Below are 14,949 nucleotides of genomic sequence, written 5' to 3' on the forward strand. Positions count from 1 at the left end.
AAAACTAAGCTAAACCTTTTTTAACGCAAAGATTGTATAAAAAAACGCCATTATTGGCGTTTTTTTGTTATTTTGTTTACTGCTCGGTCAATGACTATTCATTCAGAAAATAATAGGGCCCCCTCACATTCACCCGAGGCAATAACTTGAAAGGGGTAAAACGTGGTAAAAATACAAAGTAGATTAGAGAACAAGGAACAGGTGAATTATGGCGTTTTACGGTGACTCCGACGCACAAGAAACCCAAGAATGGCAAGATGCATTCGATTCAGTTTTACAACATATGGGAACTGAGCGAGCGGCATTCTTGTTGGAAAAACTTTACCAACAAGCAATTGCTAAGCATGTTCCAATTCAACGTCTCAATACACCTTACTTAAATACAATTTCTGTTGAAGAACAACCTGCAATGCCAGGCGACCAAGATATGGAACGCCGTATTCGTGCATTGATTCGTTGGAATGCCTTGGCAATGGTACTTCGCGCGAACAAAACAGGTGATGATTTAGGTGGACACTTGGCGAGTTTCGCATCAAGTGCAACATTATATGACGTAGGTTTTAACCATTTCTTCCGCGCAAACAGCAATAACTTTGGCGGAGATATGATTTATTACCAAGGGCACTGTGCTCCTGGTATTTATGCACGTTCATTCCTTGAAGGACGTTTAACTGAAGAGCAGTTAAGTAATTTCCGTCGTGAAGTTGGCGGTAACGGTTTACCAAGCTATCCACATCCATATTTAATGCCTGACTATTGGCAATTCCCAACCGTATCAATGGGTCTTGGTCCAATCATGTCGATTTATCAAGCACATATTCAAAAATATTTGATGAACCGTGGCTTGATCAAAGAAGAAGATCGTAAAGTTTGGGCTTATCTTGGCGATGGTGAAATGGACGAGCCAGAAAGTACTGGTGCTATTTCACTTGCTGGCCGTGAAAAGCTTGATAACCTTATCTGGGTTGTTAACTGTAACTTACAGCGTCTAGATGGTCCTGTACGTGGTAACGGTAAAATCATTCAAGAACTAGAATCTTTATTCCGTGGTGCGGGCTGGCGTGTAATTAAAGTGGTATGGGGCCGTCATTGGGACCCACTTCTTGCAAAAGACACCTCAGGCGCTTTGAAAGCGGTAATGGAAGAGACAGTTGATGGTGAATACCAACGCTATCAAGTGAAAGGTGGTGCATACACGCGTGAGAAGTTCTTTGGCAAGTACCCAGAAGCTGCGGAACTTGTAAAAGATTTAAGCGATGAAGATATCGATAATCTCAACCGTGGTGGTCATGACCCTTACAAAGTGTTTGCTGCCTATGCAGAAGCAATGAAAGCTAAAGGTCAACCAACAGTTATTCTTGCGAAAACTGTTAAAGGTTACGGTTTGTCTGAAGAAATTGAAGCGGTGAACAAAACTCACCAAATCAAAAAAATGCAAATCGACTCTTTGAAATATGTACGTGACCGTTTCAACCTTCCATTTACAGACGATAAGTTAGAAGAGCTTCCATTCTATCGCCCAAGTGAAAACTCTCCAGAAATGAAGTACATGAAGGCGCGTCGTGAAGCGTTAGGTGGTTACCTACCTGCACGTCGTAAAGAGAGTGAAATTTTAGCGATTCCTGAATTATCAGTATTTGATGCTGTATTGAATGGTTCAGGTGGTAAAGAACAATCTACCACTATGGTGATGGTTCGTTTAATTGCTTCTTTACTCAAAGAAAAAGCGATTAAAGACCGCGTAGTACCAATCGTTCCAGATGAAGCACGTACTTTTGGTCTGGAAGGTATGTTCCGTCAGCTTGGTATTTATGCTGCTCACGGTCAAAAATATACTCCAGAAGACCAAGAACAGTTAATGCATTACCGTGAAGCAAGTGACGGTCACATGCTTCAAGAAGGGATTAACGAAGCTGGTGCGATGAGTGCATGGGCTGCGTTGGCAACAAGTTATTCAACGAATAACTTGCCAATGATTCCAATGTACATGTACTACTCAATGTTTGGTTTCCAACGTATTGGTGACATTGCGTGGGCAGCTGGTGATGCGCAAGCTCAAGGCTTCTTGTTAGGTGCAACTGCTGGTCGTACAACGTTGAACGGTGAAGGTCTACAGCACCAAGATGGTCATTCACATATCTTGGCGAACACTATTCCAAACTGTGTATCTTATGATCCATGTTTTGGTTATGAGTTAGCTGTAATCGTACATGACGGTTTACAACGTATGTATGTGAACCAAGAGCGTGTGTTCTACTACTTAACTGTAATGAACGAAAACTACGAGCATCCTGCAATGCCTGAAGGCGCTGAGGAAGGCATTAAACGTGGTATGTACTTGTTCGAAAAAGATGAAAAAGCAACTGTCCAATTACTTGGTTCAGGTGTAATTCTTCGTGAAGTAATCAAAGCTGCGAAAATCTTACGTGATGAATATCAAATCCACTCAAACGTTTGGAGTGTAACAAGCTTCAATGAGTTGTCACGTGATGGTATGGCATGTGAAGAATACAATCGTTTACACCCACTTTCTGAAGAAGTGAAAGAATCTTGGGTATCTAAACAGTTACGTGGTACAGAAGGTATCGTTGTTTCAGCAACAGACCATATGCGTGCTTATAGCGAACAAATCCGTGCGTATCTTCCAGATGGTCGCCCATTTGTTGCATTAGGTACAGATGGATACGGTCGTTCAGATACACGTGCTAACTTACGTAGTTTCTTTGGTGTTGATGCTGCACATATCGTTGTTGCTACTTTGAAAAAATTAGCTGACGAAGGTGAAGTGGATGCACGTTTAGTTAAAGACGCAATTTCTAACTTTGAGTTAGATACTGACCGTCCAGTGGCATGGGCTCCTCAAGCGCATCCAGAAGTTCAGGCAGTTGCTGAATATAATGAAACGCAAACAGGTGAGGGGAACTAAGCATGCAAATTAAGACCCCTGATATTGGTGTAGATAAAGCAGTTGTTGCTGAAATTTTAGTAAAAGTTGGCGACAGCATTGCAGAAAATGACAGCCTTGTTTTGCTTGAGTCAGATAAAGCCTCTGTTGAAGTACCTAGCACTTCAGCAGGTGTGGTAAAAAGCATCTTAATCAAAGAAGGTGATAGCGTAACTGAAGGTACGGTATTGCTTGAACTTGAAGCTGAGGGTGCTGCACCAGTAGCTCAAGCAGAAGAAGCTCCAAAAGCTGCACCAGTAGCTGAACAAACAGCAGCACCGGCAGCGGCTCAACAGCCTTCAACTGCTGCTCAACCAGCAACGGCAACCACTAGCCAAGTGGTTGAAGTTCAAGTTCCCGATATTGGTGTTGAAAAAGCGCTAGTTGGTGAAATTTTAGTAAAAGTTGGCGAACAGATTGATGTTGAACAAAGCATCGTTGTGGTTGAGTCTGACAAAGCAACTGTAGAAGTACCAAGCAGTGTTGCAGGTACTGTAGAAAGCATTCAAGTTAAAGAAGGCGATACAGTTAAAGAAGGTGTTGTTCTTATTCAAGTAAAAACAACGTCTGCATCAAGTGCGCAAGCAGAAGCTCCTGCTTCTACAACAGCAGCTCTGGTGGCAGCACCTGCACCAGCTCAGCAAGAAACTGTAGCATCGACTGCTGCTCAATCTGGACCGGTTGATATTAACGTTCCTGATTTGGGTGTAGATAAAGCAGTTGTTGCTGAAATCTTGGTTCAGGTTGGTGACAAAGTTGATGTAGACCAAAGCCTTGTTGTTGTTGAGTCAGATAAAGCAACTGTGGAAGTTCCAAGTACTGTTGCGGGTGTTGTGAAAGCAATTCACTTGCAAGCAGGCCAACAAGTTTCACAAGGCGTATTGCTGGCAACAATTGAAGCTGAAGGCCAAGCACCTGCTGCTGCACCAGCGGCGAAAGCAGAATCAGCTCCAGCTCCGCAGGCGGCAGTGCCTAAAGCAGCAGCTCCTGCTGCGACTCAAGCAGTATCTGCTCCAGCCTCTTCGGGTAATGATAAATTAACTAAAGAACAAGAAGCCGAAAACGCTAAAGTCTATGCAGGCCCTGCTGTGCGTAAGCTTGCTCGTGAACTTGGTGTAGTTTTATCTCAAGTTAAAACTTCTGGTGAACATGGCCGTGTTGTTAAAGAAGATATCTTTGCTTATGTGAAGAGTCGTTTAACTGCACCGCAAGCGGCGCCAGTTACTGCGGCTGCACCAGCGGTTTCGGGTTTGCCAAAGCTTCCTGACTTTACTGCGTTTGGTGGTGTGGAAGAAAAAGTACTGACGCGTTTGCAGCAAGTATCAATTCCGCAATTGTCGTTGAACAACTTTATTCCGCAAGTCACCCAGTTTGATTTGGCTGATATTACTGAGTTGGAAGATTGGCGTAATGAGTTAAAAGGCAACTTCAAAAAAGAAGGTATCAGCCTGACGATTATGGCATTCATTATCAAAGCGGTTGCGTATTTGTTGAAAGAAGAGCGTGAATTCGCAGGTCATCTATCTGATGATGGTAAATCAGTGCTCTTGCGCAATGAAATCCATATGGGTATTGCGGTAGCAACACCTGATGGTTTGACAGTGCCAGTACTACGTAATCCTGACCAAAAATCAATTAAGCAAATTGCAGTTGAATTGGGTATGTTGGGTCAAAAAGCACGTGATAAGAAATTAACACCAAAAGACTTACAAGGTGCGAATTTCACCATTTCAAGTTTGGGCGCAATTGGTGGTACAGCATTTACACCACTAGTGAACTGGCCGCAAGTTGCAATTTTAGGTATTTCACCTGCAACAATGCAGCCAGTATGGAATGGTAAAGACTTTGATCCACGCTTAATGTTGCCATTGTCATTGTCTTATGACCACCGTGTAATTAATGGTGCAGATGCGGCTCGCTTTACTAATAAGCTTACGAAACTTCTTAAAGATATTCGTACTTTATTAATCTAATATTTTTAAATGAATCATTAAAACCTCGCTTCGGCGGGGTTTTATTTTGATATTTAATTTAATTGGTTTTAAGTTAATCTAAAGACGAAAAATGAAATGTCGAGAGAGGAGAAATTTCTCGTTAGTCGGTAAAGGAGAAAGAATAAATGGTAGGATTTTTAAAAATTATGGTGCCGATTCTATTAATTGTATTTTTATTAATGGGGTTGTGGGTGAGTGTTTTACACTTTCCTTGGGAATGGATGACCTACGTTGCAATGGGCTTGGAAGTATTTGTAGCAATGCTTATTTTGCCATTTGAATTTCAATCTCAGCACGTAACTGGCATTAATAATTTTGGATTTATTAACTTAAGTATTTGTTTAGCTTTATTATTGGGTCTAGGACGATTGTTAGTTTGGGCGTGGATAAAATTTTTCGCCTGAATGTTTGAAAAATAGAACTACTCGAATATAATAAACGCATACTTCATTGGGGAGTAGCCGCTATTCATTTCTAAATGAATAGGTGATGATCAACATAATTGTTCAACAGAACATGGTCATCATAGCTTAAACGTCTCATCGTTTCCGAGTTGGCAAGACCTTTGATTTACCACTCTGCAGATATTTGGCTAGCAGGAGGGGTAGGTCATGGGCATTTATGCTAGCCAGAGAAACGACATGCAAGAATTTCTGATTTCTACTTCAATTGTTGCCCTCGCTGAAATGGGCGATAAAACTCAATTATTGGCCCTTTTACTGTCTGCACGTTTCCGTAAGCCAATCCCTATTCTTATTGCGATTCTTTTAGCTACTCTAATTAATCATGGTATTTCTGCTGTACTTGGACAGTGGATTACGACCGTCCTGAGCCCCGAAATTTTAGTCTGGGTTCTTGCAGCTGGTTTCATTGGTATGGCGTTCTGGATGCTTATTCCAGATAAGCTCGATGATGAAACGGATAGTATTAATAGATGGCAAAAGTTTGGTGTTTTTGGCGCAACCTTTATTCTATTTTTCTTGGCTGAAATTGGTGACAAAACCCAAATAGCAACAGTCGCTTTAGCTGCACGTTATGACAGCATTTTTTGGGTGATGTTAGGTACAACTTTAGGGATGATGATTGCCAATGCACCGGCTGTATTTATTGGTAATAAATTGGCTGAACGTTTATCTATCTCGCTCATTCATAAAATTGGTGCTGCTATTTTCTTAATTGTAGGTATCTCTACTTTAGTACAGCATTATTTCTTCTAACGCATTTTAAGCTGCCAAAAAAACGCACTCGAATCGAGTGCGTTTTTTATAGGTAATTTTAATAGTTAAATTTCACAGTAAAGTTAATTTGACGTGGATTACCTAAAGTCACCAAATTTTCATTTAAGGCACCTGCATAGTAATCTTTATCGAATAGATTACGGATCGCAAGTTGTGCGCCCCAATGTCCAGCGTCATAGCCAGCTTCTGTATCAAATACGGTATAGCCTGGAATATGGACATCTAGCTTATCCATAGTTTTATAGGTTTCACCACGGAAACCACCGCCGATATACCAACCAAGTTTTGAGGCAGGGTCAAATTTATAACGAGCCAACAGGCTGTAAGCATGTTCAGGAATATTGTCGAGTGCTTTTCCTACATTGCTCGCGTTTGCATCTTTACTAATTTCAGCATCAATGGTGTAGGTATAGGCAGCTGTTAATTTTAAACCTTCTAAAATTTCTGCGCTTAGCTCAGTTTCAATACCGCGAGTTAACTGTTCGCCACGTTGTACTTTATAGCCACTATTCGCAGTATCAGTGACTAAAACATTTTGACGTTTTAAATCATACCAAGCGATAGCACCTTGAACTCGTTGATCTGGGCTTTGTAATTTCATTCCGACTTCAACCTGTTTCCCTTCTTCAGGTTTGAACGGGTTGTTATTTACATCAGTACCGCTATTTGGGGTAAATGAAGTGGCATAGCTGACATAAGGAGCCACAATGTCATTAAGGGTATACATGACAGAGGCACTGCCCGTAAATGCATTGTCTGTTTGTTTACTTGTACTGCCAGTCACCAAACTTGTCGTTTGAGTTTGCGCCCAGTCTTGACGACCAGATAAGCTTAAAAGTAATTGGTCATTAAGCTGAATGCGATCACGTAAATAAAGCCCTAAATATTTGAGACGGTTGATATCACGAACATTTTGAGTCAATTTTACATTTTGACCATAAACGGGGTCATAGATACTTAAATCGCCAATATCGTATTTATCATTGGTGTAATCACTTTTTTCCTGAAAAGCATCTACTCCAATATTAAGGTCGTGTTGCATACCATATAAATCAAACTGTTTATTTAAACGGTTATCGATGGCAAAGCTTAAATTATCAATAATTTGGTGGCGGCTATTATTTTTACGGCTAATGGTTGTATAGTCGATTTCACCTTGTTTGTTTTTTGCCCAAAAGTTGTTACCTGTGCGAGCAAAGACAGCAGTGCCATCCATTTCAGTTTTTTGTACGGCAAAGTTCTGATTAAAGTTCCAACCATTATCAAAAGCGTGTTTAAAGGTATAACCTGTGCGGTAAACATCGGCTTCATATTTACCAAAATTAGGGTCGCCAATATATAAACTTCGGTCTATAGCGCCGTTAGGGTTATCTTTTAAAGTACCAATGACAGGCAAGCCTTGTTGACGAATGTATTCGCGATGCTGATAGCTTGCGATGACAGAGAGATCAGTATTATCCCCTAAGTCAAAGTTATAAGAGGGGGAGATGTAGTAATTTTTAAAATATACATAATCTGTTGGGTCATCTTGATCCGAGATACGGCCATTTAAACGGAAAGCACCTTTTTCACTATTATTAGGACTATAGTTTAAATCGAACGTTCCTTCTTTAAGGTTGTAGCTGCCATAAGTCATAGTGGCCCGAGCAAAGTTTTCAGCTTGAGGGCGTTTAGTCACTAAGTTGACCATACCTCCTGGAGCAACCAAACCAAAATTAATAGATGCAGGCCCTTTTAAAACTTGTACTTGATCCATGCCTGATAACTCAGTAGCAACATACGTATTTTGGCCTACTCTTAAACCATCTACATAAACTGAATCAGAAGAAGTTTGTCCTCGAATAACAAAATCATCCCAACCACGACGACCAAGTTTCCCAGCTTCTACGCCTGCGACACCTTCAAGAGCATCTGCTAAAGTTCTTGCTTGTTTCTGGTCGAGCTGTTCGCGGGTTACTACCGAAACCGACTGAGCAGTTTTAAATAAAGGTGCGTCTGATTTTAAAGCAGAGTTTGCTTTCGTTGCGACGTAAGGTGAAGTGCTTTCTTTTTGCGCTTTAACAGAAATCGTGGGGAGAACACTGGTCGAATTTTGTTGTTCTGTTATTTCTTCAGCGTGACTTGCTGTCATCGAAGTAAAAATAGCAACTGCTAACAATGTTTTTGAGGTTGAAAAACGAAAGGGTTGATTCATGGGAGGCCTAAGCAGCACAAAAAGTAAATTTGATAATGAGAATTATTTTAATTTATTGTGGTTTAATTTTAAATAACATTATGATTCATTTATAAAATAAGAAAAGCAAAATCAATTTTAAAATATTATGAGAAAGATCAATCAATTTGTTGCAAGTGTTTTGGAATCCCTTTATTTTAGTATGGATATAAAAATATCTAATATTTAAAGTTTTTTTGGGGAATTGTATGGGGTTTGAAAAAACAACATCGCAGATATTATTTGATAATGGCGTACATAAATGTATTAGTTTTACCAGCTTGGTTAAAGGGGAAGGCATCCAAGCCAATCAATTTTTAATTATTGACCATGAACGCGCTGCTGTAATAGACCCGGGTGGCGATTTGACCTACGTTCCATTAACGATGGAATTAAATAAATATACACGTTTGAAAAATCTAGACTATGTGATGGCCTCGCATCAAGATCCGGACATTATTACTTCAATGCCACGCTGGCTGGTTTATACCGATGCTAAAGTCGTTGCATCAAAATTATGGGCACGTTTTTTACCACACCTAAATTCCTCATTTATGAGTGAGCGTATGAAAGGGAATTGGGAAGACCGTCTTATTGAGCTGCCAGATCGTGGTCAAGTGATTCAATTAGGTGAATCAAAGCTTGTCATGGTTCCAGCACATTTTCTACATTCGGTCGGTAATTTTCAGTTTTATGATCCCGTTGCCAAAATTTTATTTTCTGGTGATATGGGAGCTTCTATTGTAGAGGATGCAAATCAGCCTCTAAAAGATTTCGATACCCATGTAATGAAAATGAAAGCTTTCCACCAACGTTATATGTGTTCCAATAAAGTGATCCGCTTATGGGTCAACATGGTTCGTCGGATGGATATTGAAATGATTGTTCCTCAGCATGGTAGCCCATTTATTGGTAAAGAGATGATTAACCAGTTTTTAGACTGGATTGAAACATTGCCATGTGGAGTAGATTTGATGACTGAAGAAATTTTTAGCTGTCCTACCTAAATATTATGTCTAATGATCAACCCAGATAAAATTCTGGGTTGCAAAAACCTCGATTAAAAAATAACGTTAAAACTATAATAAGTGACAAATATTTAGGACTGAGGAATATCTATTGCTGAAAAAGGCAAAGATAATATGAAAATTGCATTGAAATTTGTTTATAATAGCTCACGGAATTTACCAGTGAGATTGTTATGCTGACCATCGTTCAAGAAGCGCTAACCTTCGATGATGTCTTATTACTTCCTGCCTACTCTACTGTTCTCCCAAAAGATGTCTCTCTAAAGACACGTTTAACTCGCGGCATTCATTTAAATATCCCATTAGTTTCAGCTGCAATGGATACAGTGACTGAGTCACGTATGGCGATTGCGATGTCACAAAATGGTGGTATCGGGATTTTGCACAAAAACATGGATATTGCTGCTCAAGCTGCAGAAGTACGCCGTGTGAAAAAATTCGAAGCGGGTATGGTGAAAGATCCAATCACTGTAACGCCTGAAACTACAGTACGTGAACTCATCGCAATTACCTCTGCTAATAACATTAGTGGTGTACCTGTTGTTAAAGACGGCAAGGTTGTTGGTATTGTGACAGGCCGTGATACGCGTTTTGAAACCAATTTAGAACAACCTGTTAGCAACATCATGACAGGCCAAGATCGTTTAGTCACTGTACGTGAAGGCGAGTCTAAAGAAAACATTCAAGCATTATTGCAAAAACACCGTATTGAAAAAGTTTTGGTCGTTGGTGAGAGCAACGAACTTAAAGGCTTAATTACAGTAACTGACTTCCGCAAAGCTGAGAGCTATCCAAACAGTTGTAAAGATGATCTTGGTCGTTTACGTGTTGGTGCTGCGGTAGGTACAGGTGCTGATACACCAAGTCGTGTGGAAGCATTGGTTGAAGCTGGTGTTGACGTCATTGTTGTTGATACAGCACATGGTCACTCTGCTGGTGTAATTGAACGTGTACGTTGGGTGAAACAAAACTTCCCTCAAGTACAAGTGATTGGTGGAAACATTGCAACTGGTGATGCTGCATTAGCATTATTAGATGCAGGTGCAGATGCTGTAAAAGTAGGTATTGGCCCTGGTTCTATCTGTACAACACGTATTGTGGCTGGTATCGGTATGCCACAAATTTCTGCGATTGACAGCGTTGCTAGCGCATTAAAAGATCAAATTCCTTTAATTGCAGATGGCGGTATCCGCTTCTCTGGTGATATGGCAAAAGCGATCGGTGCGGGTGCAAGCACGATCATGGTTGGTTCATTACTTGCAGGTACTGAAGAAGCGCCGGGCGAAGTTGAGTTTTTCCAAGGTCGTTACTACAAAGCATATCGTGGTATGGGTTCATTAGGTGCAATGGCGGGAGCAACTGGTTCTGCTGACCGTTATTTCCAAGATTCAAAAGCAGGTGCTGAGAAGTTAGTACCAGAAGGAATCGAAGGCCGTGTTCCATATAAAGGCCCAATGGGTAACATCGTTCATCAAATGATGGGTGGTTTACGTTCATCGATGGGTTATACAGGTTCAGCTGTGATTGAAGATCTTCGCCAAAATGCGAAATTTGTGAAAATTACTTCAGCAGGCATGTCTGAGTCACATGTTCATGATGTAACGATTACTAAAGAAGCTCCAAACTATCGTGTTGGTTAGATTTTCGTAACCAAAACAACGAAGAAAGCCGTCATTACACTGACGGCTTTTTGTTTTTGGTGTAAAGTAAATCTGACGAAAAGAGATATGGCGGAATTGCCATATATGAAGTAAGCCACGGCTGAAGTGGCGTAAAAATGAGATAAGCTATGAGTTATTTTGGAACGGATGGTATTCGTGGAAAATTTGGGCAAATGCCTATTACTCCAGAGTTTGCTTTAAAACTCGGTTTTGCTGCAGGGAAGGTATTAAAACGAACGAGTCCAAAAAATAAGCCACTTGTTGTATTAGGAAAAGACACTCGTTTATCTGGTTATATTTTAGAGTCTGCTTTGCAGGCGGGGTTAAACGCTGCTGGCGTATATGTTCATTTACTTGGTCCATTACCAACACCAGCTATTGCACACCTTACCCGTGCTTTACATGCTCATGCAGGTATTGTTATTTCTGCATCCCATAACCCATATTTTGATAATGGGATTAAATTTTTCTCAAGCGAAGGTAAAAAATTACCAGATGCTCTACAAGAAGAAATTAACCTCGAATTAGAAAAAGATTTATATATTGATGACACAGCAAATTTAGGTAAAAGTGTTCGTGTAAATGATGCGAATGGTCGCTATATCGAATTTTGTAAATCTACTTTCCCTTACCACTTTGATTTAAATAATTTAAAGATCGTATTGGACTGTGCTCATGGTGCAGCGTATAGCGTTGGTCCTTCGGTTTTCCGTGAGTTAGGTGCAAAAGTTGTTGCTTTATATAATGAGCCGGATGGTTTAAATATTAATGAAGGTTGTGGTTCAACACATCCCGAAAACCTACAAAAAGCTGTAGTTGAGCACGAAGCAGATTTAGGGATTGCCTTTGATGGTGATGCTGACCGTGTTGTGATGGTCGATAAGTTTGGTAACTTAATTGATGGCGACCATATTTTATATATTTTAGCGACTCAGGCTCAAAATAAACCAGCAGGCGTAGTTGGTACTGTCATGAGTAACATGGCACTCGAAGTAGCCCTTGAAAAAGCGAATGTTGGTTTTGTTCGTGCTAAGGTTGGTGACCGATATGTGTTACAAGCTTTAGAAGAAAATGGTTGGGTAACAGGTGGTGAGCCTTCTGGTCATATTCTAACTTTAGACAAGAGTACGACAGGTGATGCGATTATTGCAGCACTTCAAGTTTTAACTGTGATGGTCGAGCAAAATAAAGCTCTTCATGAATTGGTTCAAGACTTTAAACTATTCCCACAAATTCTTGTGAATGTACGTTTAGAACAAATGCTTGATCCGTATTCTATTCCTGCATTGGTTGCCGAGTTTGATAAAGCAGAAGCACAGCTCAAAGGACGTGGACGAATCTTGATTCGTAAGTCAGGAACAGAGCCTGTAATTCGTGTTATGGTTGAAGGTGATGATGAGCAAGAAGTGAATGCTTTAGCTCAGCATTTAGCAGATTCAGTTCGTTCACAAGCACAAGTCGCATAAGGTGCATGACATGAGTGATGTCATTAAAGATTTAAGTGAATTACGCTTAAGCTACGAGCAAGGAGAATTGCATGAGGGGCAAGTTGAATCTAATCCTCATCATCAGTTTCTTGGTTGGTTTAACCATGCTCTAGCAGCCAATTTGCATGAACCCTATGCAATGTCATTAGCGACAGCAAGTGCGAATGGCAGACCTCATGTTCGAACAGTTTTGTTACGTGGGGCCACAGAATCAGGGTATGATTTTTATACTAACTACGACAGTCAGAAAGGTATAGATTTGGCAGAAAATCCATATGCTGAATTGTTATTTTATTGGCCAAGTCTAGAGCGTCAGGTACGAGTAGGTGGGCATGTTGTAAAAATTCCTGAACAGGAATCTACAGACTACTATCATAAACGTCCACGTGATAGCCAGATTGCAGCTCATATCAGTACTCCCCAAAGTGGCAAAATTGAAAGTCGCGAGCTGTTACAGCAACGTTTTCAAGACTTACAACAACAAGTTCAAAGCCACGAAGTACTCAATAAGCCGGAGTTCTGGGGTGGATACCGTCTACAGCCAGATTATTATGAGTTCTGGCAAGGGCGACCAAATCGTTTACATGACCGCTTGAGTTATGAAAAAATCGACGGTCAATGGACGTTGCACCGACTGATGCCTTAAATGACAAAAATACAAATTAAACAAAGACCTTTATTGACACGCCCTGAACAGTTTCAGGGCGTGCCTCCGTTTATTGCCGAAATTTTGGCAAGACGGGGCGTACAATTCGAGCAAGAACTAGAGTTAAAGCTTAAGAATTTATTGGCCCCTGAACTCAAAGGGTTGGACGCTGCTGTAGCATTAATGGATCAAGCCATCGATGAGCAGAAAAAAATAGTTATTGTGGGGGACTATGATGCTGATGGCGCAACCAGCACTGCTTTAATGATGCTCGTGCTTCGCGATATGGGGGCACAAGTTGACTATTTGGTTCCAGACCGATTTAAATACGGTTATGGGCTTACTCCCGCAATTGCAGAGCTTGCACATCAAATTTATCAACCCGATTTATTAGTTACTGTCGATAATGGGATTTCCAGCCATGCTGGTGTTGATGCGGCACATGCACTGGGTATGCAAGTGGTTATTACAGATCACCATTTAACCACTAAAGAAACACCGCTTGCAGAAGCAGTTGTAAACCCAAATCAGTTAGGTTGTGAGTTCCCAAGTAAGGCGCTTGCAGGTGTTGGAGTTGCATTTTATGTGCTGGCCAATTTAGCAAGTTTACGTAACAAGCAAAACAAAAGTACAAGTAAAGTCACTCAATATCTAGACTTGGTTGCTTTGGGAACGTATGCGGATGTTGCTGTTCTAGATTATAACAACCGTATTTTGGTCGACGCAGGTGTAAAACGTATTCAACAACATCAATGCCGAGTCGGAATATTGGCGTTGCTAGATATTGCTGGCCGTGAGGCTTCATCTTTGCGTGCACAAGATTTAGGTTTTGTTTTAGGTCCGCGTATTAACGCTGCTGGACGCATGGAGAGCATGCGTATAGGCATTGAATGTTTATTAGCTGACACTATGGAATTTGCCTATCCAATCGCGAGACAGTTAAATCAATTAAATATAGAGCGCCGTCAAATCGAAGGGGAGATGAAGCAACAAGCCTTGTCTGCTTTAGATAGCTTGCAGCTCTCAAAGGAAGACGTTCCTCCAGCTCTTATACTCTTCGAAGAAAACTGGCATCAAGGCGTGATTGGAATTGTAGCGGGGCGTTTAAAAGAGCAGTTTCATCGTCCCACTATTGTGTTTGCACCTGATGAAGATGGTATTCATATAAAAGGATCTGCACGTTCAATTGATGGGGTGCATATTCGAGATACGATTGAACAGGTTGCTGAACAACATCCAGAATTGGTGAGCCATTTTGGTGGTCATGCAGCAGCAGCAGGTTTAACTATACGTAAAGAAAACTTTGAAGCTTTTAAAACAGCATTTACCAATTGCATTGCAGCAATGGAAGAGTCTTTGTTTCAAGCAACGCTATGGACGGATGGGGAATTACCAGCTTCGGCTTTGCAACTAAATACATTAGATTGGATAGAACAGCTAGGACCGTGGGGACAAAAATTCCCTTTTCCTCAGTTTGAAGGACATTTTAAAGTTGTTGATTATCGCTGGCTTAAAGAAACGCATTTGAAACTTAAATTAGCACTCGACCAATACAGTTTTGATGCAATTGCTTTTAATGCAGCGGGTCGTTTTGAATTTGACCCAATGCGGGATTATGTACATTTGGTCTATGAAATAGATCGTAATGCATTTAATGGTAATGTGAATTTACAATTACGCATCGTACATTTAAACCAATAAAAAAAAATCCGCTCAATTGAGCGGATTTTTTATGACTT

At 40.7% G+C, this 14,949-nt stretch carries 10 protein-coding genes and 1 riboswitch; of the genes, 9 read left to right on the top strand and 1 reads right to left on the bottom strand.

All coding sequences use genetic code 11. The features are described 5' to 3' along the window. Nucleotides 1-208 precede the first annotated feature (208 nt). From aceE to MKX14_RS06745, 4 genes are all read left to right on the top strand, one after another. Nucleotides 209-2,926 carry a pyruvate dehydrogenase (acetyl-transferring), homodimeric type gene (gene aceE, locus MKX14_RS06730; protein ID WP_046811805.1) on the top strand — a complete coding sequence of 906 codons (2,718 nt, stop codon included), beginning with the start codon at nt 209-211 and terminating at the stop codon, nt 2,924-2,926. A gap of 2 nt (nt 2,927-2,928) precedes the next feature. Continuing rightward, on the top strand, nt 2,929-4,917 hold the full coding sequence (aceF, locus tag MKX14_RS06735) for a 2-oxo acid dehydrogenase subunit E2 (RefSeq protein WP_240282092.1): 1,989 nt from the start codon (nt 2,929-2,931) through the stop codon (nt 4,915-4,917). A 146-nt stretch (nt 4,918-5,063) separates the two neighbouring features. Continuing rightward, complete coding sequence (locus MKX14_RS06740) at nt 5,064-5,342, top strand: hypothetical protein (RefSeq protein ID WP_032057090.1); 279 nt, start codon at nt 5,064-5,066, stop codon at nt 5,340-5,342. 36 nt (nt 5,343-5,378) lie between these two features. Continuing rightward, nucleotides 5,379-5,564: riboswitch (yybP-ykoY riboswitch) on the top strand. A gap of 15 nt (nt 5,565-5,579) precedes the next feature. Beyond that, entirely contained in the window at nt 5,580-6,155 is a 576-nt protein-coding gene (locus tag MKX14_RS06745; RefSeq protein WP_005804434.1) for a TMEM165/GDT1 family protein, read from the top strand. A 58-nt stretch (nt 6,156-6,213) separates the two neighbouring features. Here MKX14_RS06745 and foxA read toward each other — a convergent pair whose 3' ends face one another. Continuing rightward, nucleotides 6,214-8,370, bottom strand: coding sequence for a TonB-dependent siderophore receptor (gene foxA, locus MKX14_RS06750; RefSeq protein WP_240282093.1), 2,157 nt, complete (start codon nt 8,368-8,370; stop codon nt 6,214-6,216). Between the two features lie 227 nt (nt 8,371-8,597). Between foxA and MKX14_RS06755 the strand changes: the two genes are divergently transcribed. The 5 genes from MKX14_RS06755 to recJ all read left to right on the top strand — a co-directional run bounded on the left by MKX14_RS06755 (nt 8,598) and on the right by recJ (nt 14,911). Beyond that, nucleotides 8,598-9,395 carry an MBL fold metallo-hydrolase gene (locus MKX14_RS06755; protein WP_108009772.1) on the top strand — a complete coding sequence of 266 codons (798 nt, stop codon included), beginning with the start codon at nt 8,598-8,600 and terminating at the stop codon, nt 9,393-9,395. A 194-nt stretch (nt 9,396-9,589) separates the two neighbouring features. Next, nucleotides 9,590-11,056: an IMP dehydrogenase gene (gene guaB, locus MKX14_RS06760; protein ID WP_002121951.1), complete on the top strand. Its 1,467-nt coding sequence runs from the start codon at nt 9,590-9,592 to the stop codon at nt 11,054-11,056. A 149-nt stretch (nt 11,057-11,205) separates the two neighbouring features. Further along, nucleotides 11,206-12,543 carry a phosphoglucosamine mutase gene (gene glmM, locus MKX14_RS06765; RefSeq protein WP_046811800.1) on the top strand — a complete coding sequence of 446 codons (1,338 nt, stop codon included), beginning with the start codon at nt 11,206-11,208 and terminating at the stop codon, nt 12,541-12,543. A 10-nt stretch (nt 12,544-12,553) separates the two neighbouring features. Then, on the top strand, nt 12,554-13,210 hold the full coding sequence (gene pdxH, locus MKX14_RS06770) for a pyridoxamine 5'-phosphate oxidase (RefSeq protein WP_046811799.1): 657 nt from the start codon (nt 12,554-12,556) through the stop codon (nt 13,208-13,210). Further along, entirely contained in the window at nt 13,211-14,911 is a 1,701-nt protein-coding gene (gene recJ / locus MKX14_RS06775) for a single-stranded-DNA-specific exonuclease RecJ (RefSeq protein WP_240282094.1), read from the top strand. The last annotated feature ends 38 nt before the right edge of the window (nt 14,912-14,949 follow it).

It is taken from the genome of Acinetobacter pittii, assembly GCF_022449185.1.
GTDB classification, from domain to species: domain Bacteria; phylum Pseudomonadota; class Gammaproteobacteria; order Pseudomonadales; family Moraxellaceae; genus Acinetobacter; species Acinetobacter pittii_I.

Bases quoted from the DNA above. Each gene is read 5' to 3' on its own strand.
- MKX14_RS06745 (WP_005804434.1), top strand. From the start codon at position 5,580: ATGCAAGAATTTCTGATTTCTACTTCAATTGTTGCCCTCGCTGAAATG.
- aceF (WP_240282092.1), top strand. From the start codon at position 2,929: ATGCAAATTAAGACCCCTGATATTGGTGTAGATAAAGCAGTTGTTGCT.
- recJ (WP_240282094.1), top strand. From the start codon at position 13,211: ATGACAAAAATACAAATTAAACAAAGACCTTTATTGACACGCCCTGAA.
- pdxH (WP_046811799.1), top strand. From the start codon at position 12,554: ATGAGTGATGTCATTAAAGATTTAAGTGAATTACGCTTAAGCTACGAG.
- MKX14_RS06740 (WP_032057090.1), top strand. From the start codon at position 5,064: ATGGTAGGATTTTTAAAAATTATGGTGCCGATTCTATTAATTGTATTT.
- aceE (WP_046811805.1), top strand. From the start codon at position 209: ATGGCGTTTTACGGTGACTCCGACGCACAAGAAACCCAAGAATGGCAA.
- foxA (WP_240282093.1), bottom strand. From the start codon at position 8,370: ATGAATCAACCCTTTCGTTTTTCAACCTCAAAAACATTGTTAGCAGTT.
- glmM (WP_046811800.1), top strand. From the start codon at position 11,206: ATGAGTTATTTTGGAACGGATGGTATTCGTGGAAAATTTGGGCAAATG.
- MKX14_RS06755 (WP_108009772.1), top strand. From the start codon at position 8,598: ATGGGGTTTGAAAAAACAACATCGCAGATATTATTTGATAATGGCGTA.
- guaB (WP_002121951.1), top strand. From the start codon at position 9,590: ATGCTGACCATCGTTCAAGAAGCGCTAACCTTCGATGATGTCTTATTA.